The organism is Swingsia samuiensis (assembly GCF_006542355.1).
Taxonomy (GTDB): Bacteria; Pseudomonadota; Alphaproteobacteria; order Acetobacterales; family Acetobacteraceae; genus Gluconobacter; species Gluconobacter samuiensis.
This window is the reverse complement of the sequence record NZ_CP038141.1, coordinates 2,034,190-2,054,854: the sequence shown is the minus strand read 5'-3', so window position 1 is coordinate 2,054,854 and position 20,665 is coordinate 2,034,190. Positions and strand designations below refer to the sequence as shown.

Here is a 20,665-nt window from a genome sequence, read left to right as displayed (position 1 = left end):
AAGCTTCCCATGAGCGCTATTATTGATATCACTGCACGCGAAATCCTGGACAGCCGCGGTAATCCAACTGTTGAAGTTGATGTTGAGCTGTCATCTGGTGCACGCGGACGCGCTGCGGTTCCATCTGGTGCTTCCACCGGAGCACACGAAGCTGTTGAGTTACGCGATGGAGATAAATCCCGCTACAACGGTAAAGGCGTTACGAAAGCCTGTCATTTTGTAGAAAACGATATTCTTGAAGTGCTTCAAGGAGCAGAATCAGAAGATCAAATTGCGATTGATAATGCAATGATTGATCTTGATGGTACACCTAATAAATCCCGTATTGGTGCAAATGCCATTTTAGGTGTTTCTCTTGCTGTTGCAAAAGCTACGGCAGAAGAACTCGAACTTCCTCTGTATCGTTATGTTGGTGGTGTTTTTGCACATACCCTTCCCGTACCAATGATGAACATCGTCAATGGCGGAATGCATGCAGATAACCCCATTGATATTCAAGAATTTATGATCCAGCCTGTTGGTGCATCCAGCATTGCAGAAGCTGTTCGTATGGGAGCAGAAATTTTTGCTGCCTTAAAAAAGAGCCTGCACGCTGCTGGATTTAATACGAACGTTGGCGATGAAGGCGGTTTCGCTCCTAACCTAGGCTCTGCCGACGAAGCTCTTGGGTTTATGGCTAAATCTGTTGAAGCAGCAGGCTATCGTTTAGGCGAAGATATTACCTTTGCTCTAGACTGCGCCTCTTCTGAGTTCTTCAAAGATGGTAAATACTCTCTTAAAGGAGAAGGAAAAGAGTTTGATTCTTCTGGAATGATCTCTTACCTTGAAGATCTAGCTAGCAAATATCCAATCGCCTCTATCGAAGACGGCCTAGCTGAAGATGATTGGGAAGGTTGGGTAGAATTAACCTCTCGTTTAGGTAAAAAAGTTCAACTCGTTGGGGATGATCTTTTTGTTACAAACCCTGAGCGCCTCCGTCGTGGCATCAAGGCTGGTGCTGGCAATGCCTTGTTGGTTAAAGTCAACCAAATCGGTACCTTAACAGAAACTCTTGAAGCGATTGAAACAGCTCATAAAGCAGGGTTTAACTGTGTCATGAGCCATCGTTCTGGTGAAACAGAAGATGCAACAATTGCTGATTTAGCTGTGGCTACAAATTGTGGTCAGATTAAAACAGGCTCTCTCTCTCGTTCTGATCGTACTGCTAAATACAATCAATTGATTCGGATTGAGCAACAATTAGGTTCAGCAGCGCGTTATGCAGGCCGTGGCATTTTGAAAGCCTAATCATTCACATATGACAGTCTTTTGAAAATAAAGACTGTCATATGTAATTTATTTTCAGTCTGTCATTGTTTTGCTTAAAAGTGATGTTTAGACTAATATAAATTTTCTTTTTAGAGGGGCATTTTGTTTCATGGGACTTCGAAAAATTCTTAAGAAGGCCTTTCGTGTTGTTGCCCCCCCTACTTTCTTTTTATCCTTAACTGTTTATTTCGCTTGGAATGCGCTTCATGGTGCTCATGGTATTCGAGCCTATCAAGATCAGCTAGGCCTTCAGAAAGAAGCTTTGCAAGCTAAGCAAGATGCACAAGATGAACAGATTGTCTGGCGCAGACGAGTGGCTGCTTTAAAAGAAAAAGCTTTAGATGCTGATATGTTAGATGAGCGTTCTCGCGCTATGCTCAATTTAACGCAAGATGGCGATATCGTTGTCCCGTACGACAAACGCAATAAATTATTTTAGTCGTCACTCTAAATAATAATAAAAAAGGCAGCCTAAGCTGCCTATAAGTAAACTTTACATTCCTTTTTAGGAAAGTATTGAATTACTTGATTTTTGCTTCACGGAAAGTGACATGCTTACGTGCAACAGGATCGTATTTACGAACTTCCATTTTCCCTGTTGAAGAGCGAGCATTCTTTTTGGTTACATAAAAATAACCTGTGTCAGCTGACGATACAAGACGAATTTGAATAACGTTGGTTTTTGCCATATCACCCTCAGGCTTGTGCCTTTACTTATGCTGCTTGCAAAATGCAGAAAACAACAAATTGACCTAGTTGGACGCACCATGCTGATTTGTCTTGCAAAGGTCAAGTCTGTATAGAGAAAATACTCAATTGTAATCTAAATATCAACAGATTATTCTCTCTGGAAGTGCTTAGGAACTCCCATATGCTTACAAAAAAACAACATCAACTGCTTATTTATATCAAGGAATATGTTCAAAAAAACGGTTACTCCCCTTCTTTTGAAGAAATGAAATCTGCTTTAGGTCTTCAATCCAAATCTGGTATTCATCGCCTTATATCAGCGCTAGAAGAGCGAGGTTTTTTAACACGTCACCATAATCGAGCACGTGCATTAGATGTTTTAAAGGTTCCTCCGACAACTAGCCTTCCGCACACCTTGCCTGCAAAAATAAATAAATTCAGTTCTTCTTTCTCTGAACCTTCTCAGGAAGCTGTAGAAGAAAAACATGTTTCTATTCCTCTCTATGGCCGAATTGCAGCAGGCATTCCTATTGAGGCACTTCAAGATGAAGTAACTCAAATTCAAGTGCCTCCCTCTCTCCTTGGAGCAGGTGATCATTATGCTCTGACTATCTCAGGCGATTCTATGGTTGGTGAAGGCATTGTGGATGGAGATATTGCAATTATTCGCCGTGGAGATAGAGCAGAGAATGGACAAATTGTTGTTGCTCTTATCGACGAACAGGAAGTAACGCTCAAAAAATTAAAACACAGAGGAAAAGAAATTACTCTTGAAGCCGCGAATAGTGCTTATGAGAATAAAATATTCTCTGCTGAACGCATTCGTATTCAAGGAAGATTAATAGCTCTTTTTAGGCAATATTAGTAGAGATAAGAGGAATCTTACCTCTACTAATTTTCTTTTATTTCTTTTTGTTCGGCCTGCTAATACTAGCTTTTCCACCTACGACATGAACCGTTCCATCTGGTGCAATCAGTGTACTTGTCCCATCTCCGTTAGGAATGACGATTGTTCCATTGGGGTTTTTACCCATAAAGCGTGAAGCATTGTCTGGAACGCTAGAAGGCAAAGGCGGGAACATATGGCTTCTATCTAAAGAAACCCCATAATGAGCATCTGTACTTTCACCAACAGACATACTTTGCCCTGAAGGCATTTGGGGACCACGTGCACCTAGAGGACCAGATCCTCCGATTCCACCACCCATGAAATTCTTATCGATATTAGCCCCACCGAAATAAGTAGCAGGATCTCCCAAAGCACGACTAAAGAAGCTATTAGGATCTTCAACATCTTTTAATGTTGGCAATGGCTGTGGTGTACCGGGCCACATATTTCCATTTTCAGGTAATATAGGCTGAATGGCTACATTTTCTCCACGCACGCGTCTTATATTGACGCTATCTCCTCTTGGAGCATTCGGGTTACTTCCAGACAAAACGGAAGTATCGTGGAAAAATTTGCCCATGCCTGAACATCCGCTCAGAGCGAGAGGTAGTGCCAGCAGAGCGGCCTTACGCATTGTTAACTCCCATAAGGTCGATTTACTCTCTTTAGCTGGCTTTAAACAAAAGCGCCAGATGTTGAGTAAAAAACTTTTAAATATTTATCATCTGAAATGTCTTCAAAATGATGCATCAAATTAACGAACCATGTTTGAAGTCATTTGTGATAGGCTCACGGTTAAATAACGCCAGCCACTTACAATGGTTGGAATAACAGACAACCATAATAATACTCCCCCTACCAAAGACGCATGTAGAAAAGAGCATTGAATGAGCTGTGCTGTCTCATCCCCGGCAACGAGGAAGCCAATTGCAATCATTTGAATCCCTGTTTTCCACTTTGCTAATCGAGATGACGGCAACGTTAATGATTGATGCGCCATATATTCTCGCAAACCACTCACAAGAATTTCTCGAATCATAATGAGAATAGCCGCATAAATGGAAAAAATAGGTAAATGCGTTAGCCCTGCAAGAGCGAGAAGCAAAGAACCAACCAAAAGCTTATCAGCTATAGGGTCCATCATTCTTCCCAAATCAGACGACAGGTGCCATCGGCGCGCCAGTGCACCGTCATAGTAATCTGTAACGCAGGCAAAAACATAAACAATGAAAGCGCCTAAACGTGCATAAGGGGAATGGAAAGATAAGAGACCAACCAGAACAGGGATGGAAGCAATCCGCAATAAGGTGAGAATGTTTGGTAAGTCAGTTAACATTGGTCGTTAGCTTAAATGCTTCTTGTGGTCTGCATAATATTTTCATCCACAAATATGAAATCTTATATTCATTCCGTCAAACGTTAAATTCCTTCCGCCCTCCCTTTAGCTCTGTTTTTTCACCCACTCTGGATGAAAATATCCATATATCGTCTTGGCTATTGCCGTGCTTATCCCCGCAACGGCTTCCAGCTCTTCCAAACTCGACTGGCGTACATTTTTTGCTGAGCCAAAATGATGAAGTAACGCTTTCTTTCGTGCCCCTCCAATTCCAGGGACATCATCAAGTTCAGATTGTTTTAATTTTTTAGAGCGTCCTGCTCTATGCGTTGTAATGGCAAATCTATGCGCTTCATCTCTAAGGCGCTGTAAATAATATAAAACTGGATCTTGAGGGGGTAATTGAAAAGGTTGCTGATTCTCCGTAAAAAACCATTCTCTTCCCGCATCGCGATCTGGCCCTTTAGCGATAGCTACAATTGGAATATTGTTTATTCCCAGACTGGTTAAAATTTCTTTCACGGCATTGAATTGTCCTAACCCACCATCAATTAAAAGCAAATCTGGTAAATTTTGTTCCTCCTCCACTTTCTTTTTATTAAAGCGACGTTCCATAACTTCTCTCATCATTCCAAAGTCATCCCCTGGAGTGACTGGTCCTTTTATCGCATATTTACGGTATGATTTTTTCTCAAAACCTTCTGGCCCCCCAACGACCATAACCCCATAAGGAGCTTGCCCCATGATATGAGAGTTATCATAGGTTTCAATTCGTTTAGGAGGCGCTGGCAATTGAAATATTTTAGCCACCCCTTCCAGAAGTTTTTGTTGTCCAACATGTTCTGCAAGTTTACGCTCTAAAGCTTCACGAGCATTCAACGCTGCATGATCGATGACAGATTTTTTTTCACCTCTTTGGGGAAAAAGAATTTCTACCTTTTGCTTACGGCTTATTGTGAGAGCATCTTCTAAAAGTTTTTTCTCATTTAAATCACGATTCACCAAAATCGTAGAAGGTGGCGGCTTGTCATCGTAGAATTGCATCAAAAAGGAAAAAAGAATCTCTTCTGCTGAATCTTCTGCTGCATGCACAGGATAAAATGCACGGTTCCCATTGTTTCGGCCGCCTCTAATGAAAAAGACTTGAATACAACTCTGACCAGCCTCCTGACCAATAGCAACAACATCCGCATCAATGATAGTGGCAGGATTCACAACTCCAGAATTCTGAATACTTGAAAACCCACGAATACGGTCCCGTATCGCCGCAGCGCGTTCATATTCCATCGCTTCAGAAGCTGCTTCCATTTGCGAAACAAGCTCCTGATGAAGATCTGTATTTTTTCCAGACAAAAACTGTTTAGCCTGGCTAACCAACTCATCATAATCTGATGGTGTAATTTTATCGACGCATGGAGCAGAACAACGCTTAATTTGATAAAGCAAACACGGGCGTGTCCGGCTGTTCAAAACAGAATCAGAACATGATCTTAGTAAGAAGCTTTTCTGTAGCAGATTTAATGTTTGTTTAACGGCCCAAGCCGATGCAAATGGCCCCCAATATGTTGCTCCTTTGACGGGTTTGCCTCTTTGTTTGGTAATCTGAGGAAATTCATGTTTCTCTGTTAACATAAGCCACGGATAACTTTTGTCATCACGTAAAAGAATATTAAACCGAGGCATCATGCGTTTAATATAATTAGCTTCTAATAAGAGTGCTTCGGCCTCTGTGTGCGTAATGACTATTTCCATAGAAAACGTCAAAGAAACCATGCGACGCAATCGGTCCGGTAGCTGGCTTATTCTTGTATAAGATGTAACCCTATTTTTAAGGTTCAATGCTTTCCCTACATATAACACCTCCCCTTTCTCCCCCAGCATGCGGTAAACTCCGGGATTTTGGGGAATTGTCTTCAAAGCTTCTCGAATAGCTTCCACTCCATTCTTCTGAACGGTTAGTGGGGTGCTATCTGAGCTTTTTTGTTCATCTTGAGAAAAAGCGTTCATAGTCCTTTTTCAGTCATCCACCGTTTGTGTGGACAAGTCTGTGGGTTTCCCCATGACAAATTGATGAAACCCAAGCTCCACCAGCTTTGATATCAGATTGCCTATTTTTTAATCACTCGCTTAGAAAAAACAGGTCTTTCTGAATGACGAAATAAATAATCTTATATGGTGCTTATCTCCCGAGTAATCAGTTAAAAACACCATGATAAAATGCTTTCTTCCTCTTTTAATTAGACTTTCATTTCTTCTGATTTATTAAGTAACTTTAACATATTCCCACCCCATATTTTAGAAATGTCATCCTTATTAAAACCAATTTTTTCTAAAGCGAGCGTGACATTGGGTGTCTCCAAAGCACTTTGCCAGCCCTCTATTCCTCCTCCACCATCAAAATCAGATGAGACCCCAACATGTTCAACCCCAATGCGATCTGCAACATAAGCCACATGTTGGGCAAGATCTGTTGTTGTCGCACCACCACCTTTTCGTAAAAAAGGACTCATAGCTGTAATCTGTATTAACCCCCCTGTTTCTTTCAGTCGATCCAGCTGCTCGTCATCTAAATTACGGGGATGGTCGCATAATGTTCGCACACATGAATGACTAGCGAATATAGGGACTTCAGAAATCTCAGAAGCCTGCATCATTGTTGATTTAGCCGCATGCGATACATCAACAAGTACGCCATGTTTATTCATTATCTGGATCGTTTTTTTTCCTAACGCAGACAGCCCCCCATGTAAGGTTGACGCATCATTTAAATCAGACCGTGCAATAGCCGCATCTGCTAGAAGGTTATGCCCATTATGAGTAAGTGTCATATATCGAACTCCATATTTTTGAGCTAAAAATTCGATACGTTCAGGCTTATCTCCGAGGGCATATCCATTTTCTATTGCCGGAACTATAGCAATAGACCCAGCCTCTACAGCCTTCTTAATATCTTTGGACCCGTGGCATACCTTAGCTTGGATATCAGCCTTTTTCCCATTTAAACGAGTTATGACATCCAACATGGCCTGAACCCTCTGCCATGCTTCTTCATGCCCATTCTCATCCCTACTGCCTTGAGGAATGTAAGCGGCTAAACAAACAGCTTTCAGTCCACCTTTGTGAGCTTTAAGGGTATCAAACTTACGGGATGTATTTTCAGTCCACGCATCATTTTGATCCGGCCAAGGAATATCAATATGAGTATCGAACGTTAGGAGTGTGTCATGTAAATCAATCATGTATTTTACATTGTATAACTTCACGCAATACACAAGAGAGGTGCTCGCTAAATTCTATGCGCATCATAACATGGAACATTAATTCTCTCCGTCTAAGGCTTCCTTTACTCAGAAAGCTTGTCGAAGAAGAAACGCCAGATATTATCTGCCTTCAAGAAACAAAGGTACATGACGACCTTTTTCCTCAACACGCCTTAGATGACCTAGGACTTCCTCACTACCTTTATAAAGGAATGAAAAGTTATAACGGCGTCGCTATATTCTCACGCTACCCTTTAGAATTAGTGGATCACTTCCCTGAATGGTGCGGGAAAAAAGATTGCCGCCACCTTGCTGTCTCTATCGGCACTCCAGACGCACCTATTCTATTACATAATTTTTACGTTCCTGCCGGCGGTGATATTCCAGATCCTACAGAAAATGAAAAATTCGCTCATAAATTAAATTTTTTAAAAGAAACGACCAACTGGTTTCAAAAAACACCTCCTACTCGGAGTATCTTAGTAGGGGATTTAAATATTGCACCTCTAGAAAATGACGTATGGAGCCATAAACAACTTTTAAAAATAGTTAGCCACACCCCCGTAGAGACAGAAAGCCTTAACGAATGGATAAATACTGGCTTTATTGATGCAATGCGGCAAATTATTCCGGCAAGTGAAAAACTCTATACTTGGTGGTCTTATCGTAATAAAGATTGGAAAAAATCCAATCGTGGCCGTCGCCTTGACCACATCTGGATCTCACCAGATTTAAAAGAAAAAGTTCAAAATATCACTGTCTTAAGTCACGCCCGTGACTGGGAAACCCCGTCAGACCACGTGCCGGTTATGATGGACATAAATCCATCATAACCGGCTTTGTTGTTATTTTAAGCCGGCATAAAGGCAGGAGCAGAAACAGCATGATGTGTTTCTGCTTCTAACCGATATCCCCCGCCTTCTGTTATTAGCAAAGACGTTTTATTGGGATCAGGCTCAATCTTCTGACGCAAACGGTAAATATGTGTCTCAAGAGTATGTGTGGTGACAGCAGCGTTGTAACCCCATACCTCATTTAACAGCACTTGCCGCGCTACAGGCCTATGCCCTGCACGATACAGAAACTTTAAGATTGCAGCTTCTTTTTCAGTTAAGCGGATACGACGATTCTTCGCTTTTTCAACCAATAGTTTTGACGATGGACGAAATACATACGGACCAACATCAAAAACAGCGTCTTCACTATTTTCAAATATTCTAAGCTGGGCTCTAAGTCGTGCAAGCAATTCGCCAATCCGAAATGGCTTCGCTACATAATCATTTGCACCAGCATCTAATCCACGTACGACATCACTTTCATCATCTGATCCTGTCAGAATAATGATTGGCATCCGTACACCAGCTTTTCTTAATTCGGAGCAAAAATCACGTCCATCACCATCTGGTAACGTAACGTCTAAAAGCATTGCGTCGTAACGTGCTCCTGGCCGATTCACAAGCTCACGCGCTGAAGCTACAGAAGAAGCCTCAACCGCTTCAAGCTCTCCGCCGTGGCGAAGTTGCTCAGCAAGGAGTGATCTCAATGTGTCATCATCATCAACTACGAGGATGGGGCGGGTTCCTGCCATAGTACCTATCTCGTCTTGTCTCGGCGGAAAATGTCACATCCGCTATGTGTCGCACTCAAAATAGTGCATTAATCTTTAAAAGATATTCATTTAAGGAATACTCTTAAAGCACTTATCGGTTAAAATATTACAAAGATTGAGCAAAAAGGAAACAGTTTTGTGAAGAAAGCTATTTTGAAAATCGAAGATTCTCAGGCTTTTTTATACTTCAATCAACAAAAGTTTACCGCTCTCATTGGAAAAAACGGCTTAAATCAAGACAAAACGGAAGGTGATTATACAACGCCTGTGGGTATACTTCCGTTGCAAAAAATTTTTTATCGAGCCGATCGTCTTAATAAACCTATCACACCTTTAAACATTCCTATTCAACCGATCAGCCTTAAAGATGGCTGGTGCGATGATCCAACACACATTCACTATAATCAGCATGTCAATCTCCCTCATGAAGGTTCCCATGAACAGTTATGGAGAGAGGATCACACTTATGATATTTGCATTGTTCTGGGTTGGAATGATGCTCCACCCATTCCTGGTCGAGGCTCAGCTATTTTTCTGCACCTCCCGCCCGCGAGTGGATTTACGGAAGGATGCATAGCCTTAAACGAAAAAGACCTTCGCCAATGTTTAAGCGAAGGCCTTGATACGATCGAAGTAGAAGCTAACTAAGCTGTTACTCCTGTGTTCTTGATCACTAGAGGTGCCATTGAGACCATCACATCTCCGACATTCGGAGTGATTTTAGTTGGGTCTTCGGCCGAGCGAATGAGAATTGAGGTTTTCCGACTGATAAGAATATCCAACCTTTCTTCATCTGCTCCAAAAGTCTCAATATCTTCTTCCGTAACGACCCGGGATAAAAATCTCCACCCTTGCGCATACAAATTTTCAAACAAGGTGTAATTCCACGCAGGTTCTCCGAGAACCTTCCCGCGAGCATCCCTTGATAATCCATGATAAAAATCTAAACGCGCCACCCCTGGACTAATTTGAAACACACGCTCCCGCCCCATTGAAGGTGCTAGATGGCCACAAACCATGCCATTGTAAATTCCATCTGCTGTCGTCGCAATAAGATAGTCTACCGGCCGTTCTTCCAACGCTTCTTGCCCATGTTGCGATAAAAGCTCTGTTCGGAAGATAGGGATATGCCGTTTGTGAGCTATATTAAGAGCATTTGAACGATTATCAACGAGCAAGACCGGAATTTTCTCGCGTGATAAGCACCCAGCAAAATCAATAGACCAGTTATTAGCCCCCACAATCGCAATCGCCGGGTTATTGGAAAGTGTGAGCTTAAGAGCTCGAGCAAAAGGCCTCAACGAAAACCCATGCAAAATCATTGTAACGGCAATAACAGCAAAAACAGCAGGCATAATAAGATCAGCTGAGTGGTAGCCTGCTTCTTTTAATCTTATACCTGCCGCGCCCGCTACAGCCGCTGCGACTATTCCTCTAGGAGCAATCCAGCCAACAAAAACACGCTCTTTCCATGGCATACTGGTCCCAAGGGTAGATAGAAATATCCCTAACGGGCGAACAACAAACAACACAACTAATGTTAGTACGAAAATAGATATAGAAAGATGTTCTAATACTTCACGATGCAGGTCAGCCGTTAACAAAATAAACAAAACGGATACAACAAGCATCACCATAGATTCTTTAATACGTCGTATTTCAGAAAGACCAGGGATGTGCAGATTAGTTAAGGCCATTCCAAATATTGTAACGGCAATTAATCCTGCCCCTTCCATTTCCATATTACACGCAGAAAAAATCAAAAGGGCTAGTGTAATAAGCGCCGGAGTTTTCAATAACTCAGGCATCATATCTCTAATAAACAAATAGCGTATCAGATAAGCAGGTAAAATTCCTGCTGCAACAGACTCTATGGTTGCAGCCAAAAGATCTGGCAATGTGTGCGTAAAGAAAACACCCGTATTTAAATCAACATGCAACAGCATCAGTTGTAAAACAACCGCGGCTAAAATAGCTCCCAATGGGTCATTAACAATAGCTTCCCACCGTAAAAAAGAGGCAACCCTAGGCTTTAATTTTGCACTTCTTAACAGCGGCAAAATAACGGTTGGCCCTGTAACAACAATAATTGCACCAAATAATAAAGAAGAGCCCCACTCAAAATGACCAACATAATGCGCTGCAACAGCCCCTAATACCCAGTTGATTGGAAGCGCAACCATAGTTAAACGAGCAACGCCCTCGCCCGCTTCCTTTAAATGGCGAATATCTAACGCCATCCCCCCTTCAAAAACAACAATAGCCACTAATAAGGAGACTAATGGTCTAAAAACCCACCCCATTGTTTCTGAGGGATGTAAAACACCAAAGCCAGGCCCTAATAATAAGCCAATCGTAAACAGCAAAACAATTGCAGGAAGACGAAAGCGCCATGCCACCCATTGAGCGAGTGTTCCTGCACCAAATGTTGCCGCAACTCCTATAAAAATATCATACGGCATTTTATTCTTTTCTCTTTAAAACACATGCAAAAAAGCCATCTGTTCCATTGCGTAAAGGTGTCAAAGAAAAAGAGGACTTTTCTCGAAGTATTTTAGGAAGCAATTCTGGCATTTCATCTGCGGGAAGTAATACAAAATTATCATTACGCTTTAAAAAAGCAGAGATTTGTTCATCATTCTCACGCGTCAATAAAGAACAAGTTGCATAAATCATGCGTCCACCGGGTTTTACTAATGAAGCAGCCCTGTCTAAAATTTCAGCCTGTTTTTGAACTAACTCTTCTATATCCTGCGGGGTTAAGCGCAGCCTTGCATCTGGGTTTCGGCGCCATGTTCCCGTGCCTGAGCAAGGAGCATCAACCAAAACCCGGTCAAAGCTTTTTGCACGACGTTTAACCCATTTATCTCCTACCGTTATGAGGTGGCGCTCTACATTATGCACCCCTGCACGCCTAAGCCGCTTAACAGCCCCTTCAAGACGTTTTTCATGCACATCACACGCAACGATATGGCCCTTGTTGTTCATAGCCATAGCTAAAGCAAGCGTCTTCCCTCCTGCTCCAGCACAATAGTCAACAATCCTCTGATCAGGGTGTGCATCGGCAGCAGCAACTACCAATTGTGACCCTTCATCCTGAATTTCAACTAAACCATCTTTAAAAGCTTGGGCGGCTGTAACCGGTTGGCGCCCTTCAAGCCGAATACCCCAAGGGGAAAGCTGTGTTGCAGTAGCATGTAATGATTCACGCTTTAACGCATTCAGGGCCTCTTCCCGAGTTACTTTTAATAAATTCGCTCTTAAATCCAACGTTGGAAGGCCAAGCATAGCTTCCATCTCATCTGGCATTTTTGAACCAAATGTTTCTTTAAGCAAACTCTCTATCCAATCTGGATATTCTAACCGAACGGCAATTGGTTGCTTTTGCTGAGAGAGCTCTTTGCCCTCAAGTGTTTTAAGCGCAATATCTTCACGCGACGTTAGAGGCGATTGAGCATATCGTTCACCAGAAAAAAGCTGGCGCACATGCTCCATAGAATTACCTGAAAGAACCATGGAAGCCGCACACAAAATCCGTGGTGAAATATCACCTTTCGTATTTTGTAAATGCCAATGTAAACGGCGCCACCCTCTTAAAACATCCCAAACAAGATTTGAAATAGTCCGCCGATCTCCACCGCCTATATAACGACGTTCGCGGAAGAATGTATTCGCAGTAGCATCGGCTGGGCGGCGGGGTGCATTCTGAATCGCACAAAGCAGATCAATAGCACCAGAAAGGCGGGCTGAAGGGGTCATGTTGACCCCCTAACCTTTTTATCTAAATTATGCGAGGGCTTAAAACAAAAATATCAATCACGTTGATAGTTTGGAGCCTCACGTGTGATTGTAACATCATGTACGTGGCTTTCTCTTAAGCCCGCATTTGTTATACGGCGGAACATCGTTTTGACTTGAAGTTCCCCAATTGTAGCGGAGCCAGTATAGCCCATGCCCGCTTTCAGCCCACCAACAAGCTGATGCACAACCGGAGCCATTCCTCCTTTATATGCTACCTGCCCTTCAATACCTTCTGGAACAAGCTTTAGGGTGTCACGCACTTCTGCTTGAAAATAACGGTCAGCAGAACCGCGAGCCATAGCTCCTAAAGACCCCATCCCACGATAGGATTTATATGCACGTCCTTGATAAAGGAATGTCTCTCCTGGGCTTTCATCCGTTCCTGCCAAAAGAGAACCAACCATCACAACATCTGCACCGGCTCCAATCGCTTTGACAATGTCCCCAGATGTTCGAATACCACCATCTGCAATAGCTGGAATATCCAATTCATGACAAGCCGCAGCCGTTTCCATCACAGCTGAAAACTGAGGTACACCAACCCCCGCAACTACGCGCGTTGTACAAATAGAGCCAGGCCCTATCCCAATTTTGATACAATCAGCACCAGCTTTAATTAAAGCACGAGCAGCTTGAGGGGTGGCAACATTACCCGCAATAATTTGGATCCCAGGATGACGGGCCTTTAGAGTTTCAACTGTTGTCAGTACACCTTGGGAGTGCCCGTGTGCCGTATCAACAACAATCACATCCACCCCAGCATCCACCAGCGCAGCAGCACGATTTAAACCATCTTCCCCTACCCCTACAGCCGCAGCACAGCGCAAACGTCCTTGTGTATCTTTAATAGCTAAGGGATGTGTCGTCGCCTTATCCATATCCTTAACTGTAATCAGACCAATACAACGGTCAGATTCATCAACGACAAGCAATTTTTCAATACGATGACGATGTAAAAGTTCACGCGCTTGTTCTGGAGCAGCTCCATTCAAAACTGTGACCAACTCACTCCGTGGGGTCATTAAGTCTTTTACATGGGTGTTCAGATCAGACGTGAACCGCATGTCACGGTTTGTCAGCATTCCAACAAGACGACCAGAACCTTCTTCAATGACAGGCAAACCCGAGACACCGTGCCGATCCATAATAATTTGTACTTCGGCTAAAGTTTGATCTGGCCCGACAGTAACGGGATTAACCACCATCCCGGATTCAAATCTTTTAACACGCCGAACCTGCTCTGCTTGTTCTTCAACAGACAGGTTTTTATGAATAACACCCATCCCGCCTTGTTGAGCCATTGCAATGGCCATTGCATCTTCTGTAACGGTATCCATTGCAGAAGACATCAGAGGAATATTTAACTCAATCGAACGTGTTAAACGTGTTTTTGTCGATGCTTGAGCTGGTAATACTGAAGATTCCGCAGGTTCTACCAAAACGTCATCAAAAGCTAAAGCTTCGCTAATGCGCGAATTCGTATTGTGTGAAGATGTCATACCTGCGTGCCCCGTCATTCTTTATATGTAAAGAATCTTAAAATATATAAACCGGGGGCCAAATAGCCCTTCCGGCTGTTGGCAGGTCCTCTTAAACCAATATCCCCCCCTATGGGAAGATATAATTTTTATTTTTAGTATTTTTGGCTGGGAGACCTGGATTCGAACCAGGGCTGACCGGGTCAGAGCCGGTAGTTCTACCGCTAAACTATCTCCCAAGCGGCCAAAAGTTACATAAAGATCAATATCATAAAACGCAAGTACGATAATTATTTTTTTTAATGATATTTTTCTCACTTTACTGCGTTAAGTAGAAACATGTTATTATATAATTAATTTAAGGTCTAAGGAGCGCTAGGCCGGGAGCCTAATCGAAAATGAAACAGGGTGGTCAACAAACTCTCAGCTCACATTTTTCAACTTCTTCAATGGCACCTCGTCTTGCAGGACCTTTTTTTGGCGCTATCGATTTAGGAACGAATAATTGCCGCCTTATGATTGCTGCACCAACAGCACGAGGGTTTCGAGTAGTTGATAATTTCAACCGTGCTGTTCGACTCGGAGAAGGCTTAAGAGGAAGCGGCTTTTTGGCGGAAGACGCTATGAGACGCACCCTTGATGCTCTAAAAATTTGTGCAGACCGCATGACACAATGGCCACTCTCCCATGTTCAGGCTGTTGCAACTGAAGCGTGCCGTCAGGCAATTAATGGAAAAGAATTTTTAGACCGTGTTCAGAAAGAAATCGGTCTTACAATCGATATTATTACAGCGCGTGAAGAAGCTGAGCTTGCCCTAGAAAGCTGCTCTCCTCTTTTCCCATCGGCTCAACATTACGCTCGTGCTGTTCATAAACGAGGTATTATTTTTGATATTGGCGGTGGGTCAACCGAAATTGCATGGGTTCAGATAGATCATAAACGCAAAACTCAGACATTAATTGGTATGGTGAGCTTACCTACTGGTGTGATTGCTCTTCAGGAAATGTTTGGCGAAGGCCATGATGCCATTTCTTACAAAAAAATGGTCTCTTATGTGAAAAGCCTTCTTTCTGAATTTGAAGCGACACATCGTATTCGTGATGAGGTGAGTAAGGGTCAAACCTGCCTGCTTGGGACTTCTGGTACAGTCACGACACTTGCTGGAATAGCCCTTCGTTTACCTCAATACGACCGCTCACTTATTGATGGCATTACACTTCCCGGTTCTGTCATGAAGGAAGCCATTAAAACCTTACAAGAGATTCCAAATAATTTACGAGGGTTACATCCCTGCGTTGGAAAAGAGCGTGTTAAATACGTTCTTCCGGGTTGCGCTATTTTTGAAGCTATCCATCAAAGCTGGCCAATCAACAAAATAACCATAGCAGATCGTGGGCTGAGGGACGGAATGCTTTTGCGTATGGCACGAAACTATCGTATTCGTTCACACTCGTATCGTCCAAAGAGCCATTTTCGTGTTGGGATACAGCCTCACATGCCTTTTGAAAGTTATTTATCTGTATGAGCTCTTCTAAATTTCGCTCAAATTCACGTAAAAAAAATAATGATGCCAATAGAATTCCTGGAAAGGCATTAAAAAGCACATCAACACCCGGTGTAGAAGATGCTTCTCTTGATGCATCTACTTCTCAAACTGCTCGCAATAAAACTGTTTTCTTAAAAACAGCGCGTGGTCGTACAACAGCTCAACAAAGATGGTTAAACCGCCAATTAAATGACCCTTACGTAGCTGCAGCACGGAAGCAAGGCTGGCGTTCACGCGCAGCCTTTAAACTCATTGAAATTGATGATCGGTTTAAAATTATCAAACCTGAATCTCGTATTATCGATCTCGGAGCAGCTCCTGGCGGGTGGTCTCAAGTAGCGATCAAAAGAGGTGCCGCGCACATTGCCGGTGTTGACTTGCTCCCAATTGACCCAGTTCATGGCGCTGATTTTATCGAAGGTGACTTCACAGACCCTGATATGCCTGACCGCCTAAAAACCATCCTTGGCGGCCCTGCTGATCTTGTGATGTCTGATATGGCGCCCAACACAACAGGTCATGCCGCAACAGATCACTTACGTATTATGGGGCTCGCAGAAGGCGCATTGGACTTTGCCATGCACGTCCTAGCAGATGGCGGAACGTTCATCGCTAAAGTGTTTCAAGGAGGAACGGAACACCAAATGTTAAACACCATGAAACACGCGTTCCAATCTGTAAAACACGTAAAACCCCCTGCTTCACGCAAAGAGTCCAAAGAATTATACGTTATTGCTACAGGCTTCCGGCCAGACAACCTTAAAAACTGATTGGATTCTGCTCTAAGAAGTCAATTATAGACTTCTTAGCTTGGGAAACATCTTTTCCCAACGCAATTAAACTCGAAATCTGGGAGGGATCTTGTAATAAAGAACGTACAAGCCCTTTAATATAAATATTCCCATTTTTCATTCCTGAAATAGCAGCTTCAGGCAATGGCTGATTAACATCGTCACAAATAACACGCAAAACAGAAAAAGGAAGCCCTGTGCTTGCTAAAGCACCGCTTTCCATGTCCACTGCAACGCAACCCGTCTTGCGGTATAATCCATTCTTTTCTTCTACTTTATCTATTATTTTAGAACTATGTAAAATACTTCCTGTCCGAGCTTTATCAATATTGATACGTGAGTTTAGATGCGGATCTGTTTTATAAGAGACCTTCCCCACTATAACTCTATCTGGGATAATAATAGTTCCCGGTAAAACACTTGATGATAATCCGCCAGCATATCCAAATGATAGCAAATGCGTCGCTCCAGCATGCACTAGCCTTTGTGCTGCCTTATGAGCTCCATCTGATGTGGCATAACTCGTCGCAATGGGAGCATCTGGTAAGAAACGACGAATAATTCTGGCTTCTTCTTTAAGACCAACTAAAACACCTAGAATCAAAACCCATACTCCACACGCCCACTATTGCTCGACAACAGATTCCGATAACGAGACAAAGCCATTAATGGAAAAAATTGTTTGTAGCCATGATAGCGCAGGTAAAAAACCTTAGGGAAACCAACGGCATTATACGGCTCTTCATGCCATTCGCCATTTTCATCCTGTTGATCTTTGAGGAATTGAATTCCTTTCTTAACCATCTCTGAATCACGTTCTCCAACGGCCATTAATGCCAATACAGCCCAAGCCGTTTGAGAGGGAAGACTTTCTTTATATACTCCTGGAGCAGTGCCTTCATAAGTAGCGCAATCCTCTCCCCATCCGCCGTCTGATCTCTGAACATCTTTCAGCCATGTAACCGCTCGACGGATCATCGGATCATTGTAGGAAATGCCAGCTATATTTAAAGCGCATAGAACAGACCATGTTCCATAAATATAGTTCGTTCCCCACCGCCCAAACCAGCAGCCTTCCTTCTCCTGTTCTTTACGAAGATATTCAATTCCTTTTTCAATCACGGGCCGATCTTCTGGATGCCCTAACTGACATAAAAAAGAGACACAACGCGCCGAGACATCTGCCGTTGGGGGGTCCAAAAGAGCGCCATGATCTGAGAATGGAATATGGTTAAGGGCCTCAAGATCATTATCAATATCAAAAGCGCCCCACCCCCCATTGGTGCTTTGCATCCCGATAATCCACTCACGAGCACGCTCAATTGCTTCCTGATTTTCCTTTGGATCAAGCCGATGTAAAAGCATACCAACAACAGCAGTATCATCCACATCAGGATAATAATCATTTTCGTATTGGAAGGCCCAACCACCAGGTCGAACATTTGGCGCATTAATCGCCCAATCTCCTTTTACATCCAGGATTTGTTTCTTCCTAAGCCATTCAGCACTTTTCTTTAATTTATTAATTGTTTCTTCACGTTTTTGAGGGTTAAGCCCTGATGCTGCTTCTAACATCGCCAAGCCAGACAACCCAGTGTCCCAAACTGGAGAAACACATGGCTGGCAGTAAATTTCATCTTCTTTCGTGACAAGAAGATCTTGAATAGCCTGCCATGCTTTCACTACACGCGCATCTGTATCTGGAACACCAAAAGCGCGGTACATCATGATCACATTGGCCATAGCTGGATAAATAGCGCCTAAGCCTCCCACTCCCAAGCGAGGCTCTATAAATTTAACGGCTTCTTGTATTGCTTTTTCATGTATTTTCTTCGGAATAAGCGGCAGTATTGGACGCAATGCTGTATCTAAATGTTTAAATACACGCCCCCATACGGAGCGATAAGGCCCTTTAATCCAATCCTTAACCTGTGCAGGAGGCTCAACAAAAAGCTCTGGGATATGTACATCTTTCGGATTAATAGCTTTTGGTTTTAATGCGCTCAATACCAATAAAGATGCAACAACCACCCTAGACCAATACGCCATATTCCAAATAGAAAAGAATGCCGTCCGAGGCAGAAGCATCAATTCAACAGGCATGACGGGGGTCGCACTCCAAGGGACCTCTCCGTATAAAGCGAGTTGAATACGCGTAAATACATTACTTCTTGCAGCACCTCCATGTGCTAAAATGGCTTCACGTGCACGTCTCATATGATCTGCGTTCAGATCATCACCAATAATTTTTAATGCAAAATAAGCCTTAACACTGGCTGATAAATCAAAATTCCCTCCATAATAAAGAGGCCATCCACCATGCTCGCCCTGAATACGGCGTAAATAAACACCAATTTTATTTTCTTTTTCTGGATCAATCCGATCCAGATAATGCTCTAATAATACATATTCACTTGGAATTGTTGCATCAGCTTCAAGTTCAAAAACCCAATGCCCATCTTCTTTTTGGAGGTTCCCAAGAGCAGCATGAGCCCCATCGACTGCACGATCAACATCTGCCATATCGACAGAACTGCGAAATGAAGCCTCGCTCACACTGCTCTCCTTTTCTTTATTTTAGTAAAAAGATTCGTAACCAGATTTAAACAGAATTATAGAAAATTGAAATATTACAAACACTCTTCTACTCTATCATAAATTTTTTTCAGTATAAAATACCGCAGAACGAAACCCCAAAGCAGATACTGCCGACAAGCCAGACTGAATGGCCCCTTCAATAGTCGAAGGAAGACCTGTATTTGTCCAATCTCCTGCTAAGGCCATATTCTTTATATCCGTTCTTGCATAAGGTCTTTTTCGATTTTGTTCTGGTGTTGCTGCAAACGTAGCTCTTTTCTCCCGAACCAAACGAGAGGGCGGAGCCTCATCTGGCAGTTCTTCCGTAATAACAGGATTAGTCGCACGCCTAATCTCGGACCATATAATGGAGGTCAGTGTCTCATTATCCTGTGCAGCGTAACGATTAGCAGCACTTACAGTAACGGAAAGAATATTCCCCTTTATAAAAACCCACTCTGCTATTCCTCCGACAAGTCCAATAAACTTTGACCGAGCGACAACGCCTTGAATATGAGGAACAAAAGGAAGCTTATAATGAACATTCACAATGCTTTCATAAGCATCAGGGGCAGAGACTTCTGGCAATAAGTTTTGTGTTACAGGCGCAGGGGTCGCGACAATAACATAATCTTCTGCTCCTAGATTTATTATCCCTTGTGTTGTTTCAAACGATTGAACTCGTCCACCTTCTTTTTGAATCGAGTTAACACGTGATCCTGTTTTTACTATTCCGTGATATTTTGAGAGGAATGCCAAAGCAGGATCGACAAAAGTCTCAGAAAGCCCCGTTTCTGGGAACCATGGTCGGCATGCCATCCCTCCTTGCATCAATGAACGGCGCATAACATTTGCTAATAATAAAGCACTGCCCGTTTTTAAATCTGTATTTAATGCAGAAATAGATAACGGTTCTAAAAGACGACGGCTTAATTGCCCTTCTGACAAACACTCTTCTACCGTTGTCTCATCTTTCGCCCGTAACAAACGAAAAATCGATGCAAACTCAGATAAACGCATCCCCGGTACTTTTTTCTTTCTCGATAAAGCCCAAAAAGGAATACGACCGTTGGATAAGCGCAAAGTCCAAGCAAGATCTTTTGCAAGATCATAATAAGGAAATATTGGCTCCCCGGGGCCTACCAGCGTATCTCGAGAGCCAATTATATCCAAATAACGAAACGTTAACGCATTTGCCGATAAGATGAGGTGATTGCCATTATCAATCAAAGCATCCAATGATCGATCGTAATAAGAACGAGCACGCCCACCACATACGGGGCCAGCTTCATAAAGAGTAACCTGAGCTTGAGTGCTTAACTCAATAGCGGCTGACAAACCGGCCAGCCCCCCTCCTATAATATGAACGTGGCTCATAA

19 protein-coding genes and 1 tRNA gene are annotated in these 20,665 nt (G+C 42.9%); 7 read left to right on the top strand and 13 right to left on the bottom strand.

Annotated elements, in window-relative coordinates; all coding sequences use genetic code 11:
• The first annotated feature begins 9 nt into the window (after positions 1-9).
• Positions 10-1,287, top strand: coding sequence for a phosphopyruvate hydratase (gene eno, locus E3D00_RS09760; RefSeq protein WP_141462125.1), 1,278 nt, complete (start codon positions 10-12; stop codon positions 1,285-1,287).
• A gap of 130 nt (positions 1,288-1,417) precedes the next feature.
• Positions 1,418-1,747 carry an FtsB family cell division protein gene (locus E3D00_RS09755; RefSeq protein ID WP_141462124.1) on the top strand — a complete coding sequence of 110 codons (330 nt, stop codon included), beginning with the start codon at positions 1,418-1,420 and terminating at the stop codon, positions 1,745-1,747.
• 82 nt (positions 1,748-1,829) lie between these two features.
• On the opposite strand, the gene rpmG is transcribed toward E3D00_RS09755, so the two are convergent.
• Complete coding sequence (gene rpmG, locus E3D00_RS09750; protein ID WP_141462122.1) at positions 1,830-1,997, bottom strand: 50S ribosomal protein L33; 168 nt, start codon at positions 1,995-1,997, stop codon at positions 1,830-1,832.
• Between the two features lie 182 nt (positions 1,998-2,179).
• Between rpmG and lexA the strand changes: the two genes are divergently transcribed.
• The gene (gene lexA / locus E3D00_RS09745; protein ID WP_141462120.1) at positions 2,180-2,863 is read left to right on the top strand and encodes a transcriptional repressor LexA; all 684 of its coding nucleotides are present in this window, start codon (positions 2,180-2,182) and stop codon (positions 2,861-2,863) included.
• 37 nt (positions 2,864-2,900) lie between these two features.
• On the opposite strand, the gene E3D00_RS09740 is transcribed toward lexA, so the two are convergent.
• From E3D00_RS09740 to E3D00_RS09725, 4 genes are all read right to left on the bottom strand, one after another.
• Complete coding sequence (locus tag E3D00_RS09740; protein ID WP_141462119.1) at positions 2,901-3,521, bottom strand: hypothetical protein; 621 nt, start codon at positions 3,519-3,521, stop codon at positions 2,901-2,903.
• Positions 3,522-3,641: 120 nt separating this feature from the next.
• The gene (gene pgsA / locus E3D00_RS09735; RefSeq protein WP_141462117.1) at positions 3,642-4,223 is read right to left on the bottom strand and encodes a CDP-diacylglycerol--glycerol-3-phosphate 3-phosphatidyltransferase; all 582 of its coding nucleotides are present in this window, start codon (positions 4,221-4,223) and stop codon (positions 3,642-3,644) included.
• Positions 4,224-4,328: 105 nt separating this feature from the next.
• Complete coding sequence (gene uvrC / locus E3D00_RS09730; RefSeq protein ID WP_141462115.1) at positions 4,329-6,230, bottom strand: excinuclease ABC subunit UvrC; 1,902 nt, start codon at positions 6,228-6,230, stop codon at positions 4,329-4,331.
• Positions 6,231-6,460: 230 nt separating this feature from the next.
• Complete coding sequence (locus tag E3D00_RS09725; protein ID WP_141462463.1) at positions 6,461-7,462, bottom strand: dipeptidase; 1,002 nt, start codon at positions 7,460-7,462, stop codon at positions 6,461-6,463.
• A gap of 56 nt (positions 7,463-7,518) precedes the next feature.
• Here E3D00_RS09725 and xth point away from each other — a divergent pair, with 56 nt between their 5' ends.
• Positions 7,519-8,316 carry an exodeoxyribonuclease III gene (gene xth / locus E3D00_RS09720; RefSeq protein WP_141462113.1) on the top strand — a complete coding sequence of 266 codons (798 nt, stop codon included), beginning with the start codon at positions 7,519-7,521 and terminating at the stop codon, positions 8,314-8,316.
• A gap of 17 nt (positions 8,317-8,333) precedes the next feature.
• Here the strand turns inward: xth and E3D00_RS09715 are convergent, their stop codons facing one another.
• Complete coding sequence (locus E3D00_RS09715) at positions 8,334-9,071, bottom strand: response regulator transcription factor (RefSeq protein ID WP_141462111.1); 738 nt, start codon at positions 9,069-9,071, stop codon at positions 8,334-8,336.
• A gap of 159 nt (positions 9,072-9,230) precedes the next feature.
• Between E3D00_RS09715 and E3D00_RS09710 the strand changes: the two genes are divergently transcribed.
• Entirely contained in the window at positions 9,231-9,740 is a 510-nt protein-coding gene (locus E3D00_RS09710) for a L,D-transpeptidase family protein (protein WP_141462109.1), read from the top strand.
• On the opposite strand, the gene E3D00_RS09705 is transcribed toward E3D00_RS09710, so the two are convergent.
• From E3D00_RS09705 to E3D00_RS09690, 4 genes are all read right to left on the bottom strand, one after another.
• Positions 9,737-11,554 (bottom strand): cation:proton antiporter, encoded by a 1,818-nt coding sequence (locus E3D00_RS09705; RefSeq protein ID WP_141462107.1) that lies wholly within the window; start codon positions 11,552-11,554, stop codon positions 9,737-9,739. The genes E3D00_RS09710 and E3D00_RS09705 overlap by 4 nt on opposite strands.
• A gap of 1 nt (position 11,555) precedes the next feature.
• Positions 11,556-12,851 carry an RsmB/NOP family class I SAM-dependent RNA methyltransferase gene (locus tag E3D00_RS09700; protein ID WP_141462105.1) on the bottom strand — a complete coding sequence of 432 codons (1,296 nt, stop codon included), beginning with the start codon at positions 12,849-12,851 and terminating at the stop codon, positions 11,556-11,558.
• 53 nt (positions 12,852-12,904) lie between these two features.
• On the bottom strand, positions 12,905-14,392 hold the full coding sequence (guaB, locus tag E3D00_RS09695) for an IMP dehydrogenase (protein ID WP_141462103.1): 1,488 nt from the start codon (positions 14,390-14,392) through the stop codon (positions 12,905-12,907).
• 144 nt (positions 14,393-14,536) lie between these two features.
• Positions 14,537-14,610, bottom strand: a tRNA-Gln gene (locus E3D00_RS09690).
• A 159-nt stretch (positions 14,611-14,769) separates the two neighbouring features.
• On the opposite strand from E3D00_RS09690, the gene E3D00_RS09685 reads away from it, so the two are divergent.
• Together E3D00_RS09685 and E3D00_RS09680 are read left to right on the top strand one after the other, a co-directional pair.
• Positions 14,770-15,897: a Ppx/GppA phosphatase family protein gene (locus E3D00_RS09685; RefSeq protein WP_141462101.1), complete on the top strand. Its 1,128-nt coding sequence runs from the start codon at positions 14,770-14,772 to the stop codon at positions 15,895-15,897.
• Positions 15,894-16,688, top strand: a complete 795-nt coding sequence (locus tag E3D00_RS09680; RefSeq protein ID WP_141462099.1) for an RlmE family RNA methyltransferase — start codon at positions 15,894-15,896, stop codon at positions 16,686-16,688. The genes E3D00_RS09685 and E3D00_RS09680 overlap by 4 nt, the downstream gene beginning before the upstream one ends.
• Here the strand turns inward: E3D00_RS09680 and E3D00_RS09675 are convergent.
• The 3 genes from E3D00_RS09675 to hpnE all read right to left on the bottom strand — a co-directional run bounded on the left by E3D00_RS09675 (position 16,678) and on the right by hpnE (position 20,663).
• Complete coding sequence (locus E3D00_RS09675; protein ID WP_246091431.1) at positions 16,678-17,313, bottom strand: nucleoside phosphorylase-I family protein; 636 nt, start codon at positions 17,311-17,313, stop codon at positions 16,678-16,680. The genes E3D00_RS09680 and E3D00_RS09675 overlap by 11 nt on opposite strands.
• Positions 17,310-19,232, bottom strand: coding sequence for a squalene--hopene cyclase (shc, locus tag E3D00_RS09670; RefSeq protein WP_141462461.1), 1,923 nt, complete (start codon positions 19,230-19,232; stop codon positions 17,310-17,312). The genes E3D00_RS09675 and shc overlap by 4 nt, the downstream gene beginning before the upstream one ends.
• A gap of 129 nt (positions 19,233-19,361) precedes the next feature.
• Positions 19,362-20,663 (bottom strand): hydroxysqualene dehydroxylase HpnE, encoded by a 1,302-nt coding sequence (hpnE, locus tag E3D00_RS09665; protein ID WP_141462098.1) that lies wholly within the window; start codon positions 20,661-20,663, stop codon positions 19,362-19,364.
• Between the last annotated feature and the right edge of the window lie 2 nt (positions 20,664-20,665).

What these genes read in the sequence shown, in the direction of transcription:
- eno (WP_141462125.1), top strand. Translation starts at nt 10, where the DNA reads ATGAGCGCTATTATTGATATCACTGCACGCGAAATCCTGGACAGCCGC.
- E3D00_RS09755 (WP_141462124.1), top strand. Translation starts at nt 1,418, where the DNA reads ATGGGACTTCGAAAAATTCTTAAGAAGGCCTTTCGTGTTGTTGCCCCC.
- rpmG (WP_141462122.1), bottom strand. Translation starts at nt 1,997, where the DNA reads ATGGCAAAAACCAACGTTATTCAAATTCGTCTTGTATCGTCAGCTGAC.
- lexA (WP_141462120.1), top strand. Translation starts at nt 2,180, where the DNA reads ATGCTTACAAAAAAACAACATCAACTGCTTATTTATATCAAGGAATAT.
- E3D00_RS09740 (WP_141462119.1), bottom strand. Translation starts at nt 3,521, where the DNA reads ATGCGTAAGGCCGCTCTGCTGGCACTACCTCTCGCTCTGAGCGGATGT.
- pgsA (WP_141462117.1), bottom strand. Translation starts at nt 4,223, where the DNA reads ATGTTAACTGACTTACCAAACATTCTCACCTTATTGCGGATTGCTTCC.
- uvrC (WP_141462115.1), bottom strand. Translation starts at nt 6,230, where the DNA reads ATGAACGCTTTTTCTCAAGATGAACAAAAAAGCTCAGATAGCACCCCA.
- E3D00_RS09725 (WP_141462463.1), bottom strand. Translation starts at nt 7,462, where the DNA reads ATGATTGATTTACATGACACACTCCTAACGTTCGATACTCATATTGAT.
- xth (WP_141462113.1), top strand. Translation starts at nt 7,519, where the DNA reads ATGCGCATCATAACATGGAACATTAATTCTCTCCGTCTAAGGCTTCCT.
- E3D00_RS09715 (WP_141462111.1), bottom strand. Translation starts at nt 9,071, where the DNA reads ATGGCAGGAACCCGCCCCATCCTCGTAGTTGATGATGATGACACATTG.
- E3D00_RS09705 (WP_141462107.1), bottom strand. Translation starts at nt 11,554, where the DNA reads ATGCCGTATGATATTTTTATAGGAGTTGCGGCAACATTTGGTGCAGGA.
- E3D00_RS09700 (WP_141462105.1), bottom strand. Translation starts at nt 12,851, where the DNA reads ATGACCCCTTCAGCCCGCCTTTCTGGTGCTATTGATCTGCTTTGTGCG.
- guaB (WP_141462103.1), bottom strand. Translation starts at nt 14,392, where the DNA reads ATGACATCTTCACACAATACGAATTCGCGCATTAGCGAAGCTTTAGCT.
- E3D00_RS09685 (WP_141462101.1), top strand. Translation starts at nt 14,770, where the DNA reads ATGAAACAGGGTGGTCAACAAACTCTCAGCTCACATTTTTCAACTTCT.
- E3D00_RS09680 (WP_141462099.1), top strand. Translation starts at nt 15,894, where the DNA reads ATGAGCTCTTCTAAATTTCGCTCAAATTCACGTAAAAAAAATAATGAT.
- shc (WP_141462461.1), bottom strand. Translation starts at nt 19,232, where the DNA reads ATGGCAGATGTTGATCGTGCAGTCGATGGGGCTCATGCTGCTCTTGGG.
- hpnE (WP_141462098.1), bottom strand. Translation starts at nt 20,663, where the DNA reads ATGAGCCACGTTCATATTATAGGAGGGGGGCTGGCCGGTTTGTCAGCC.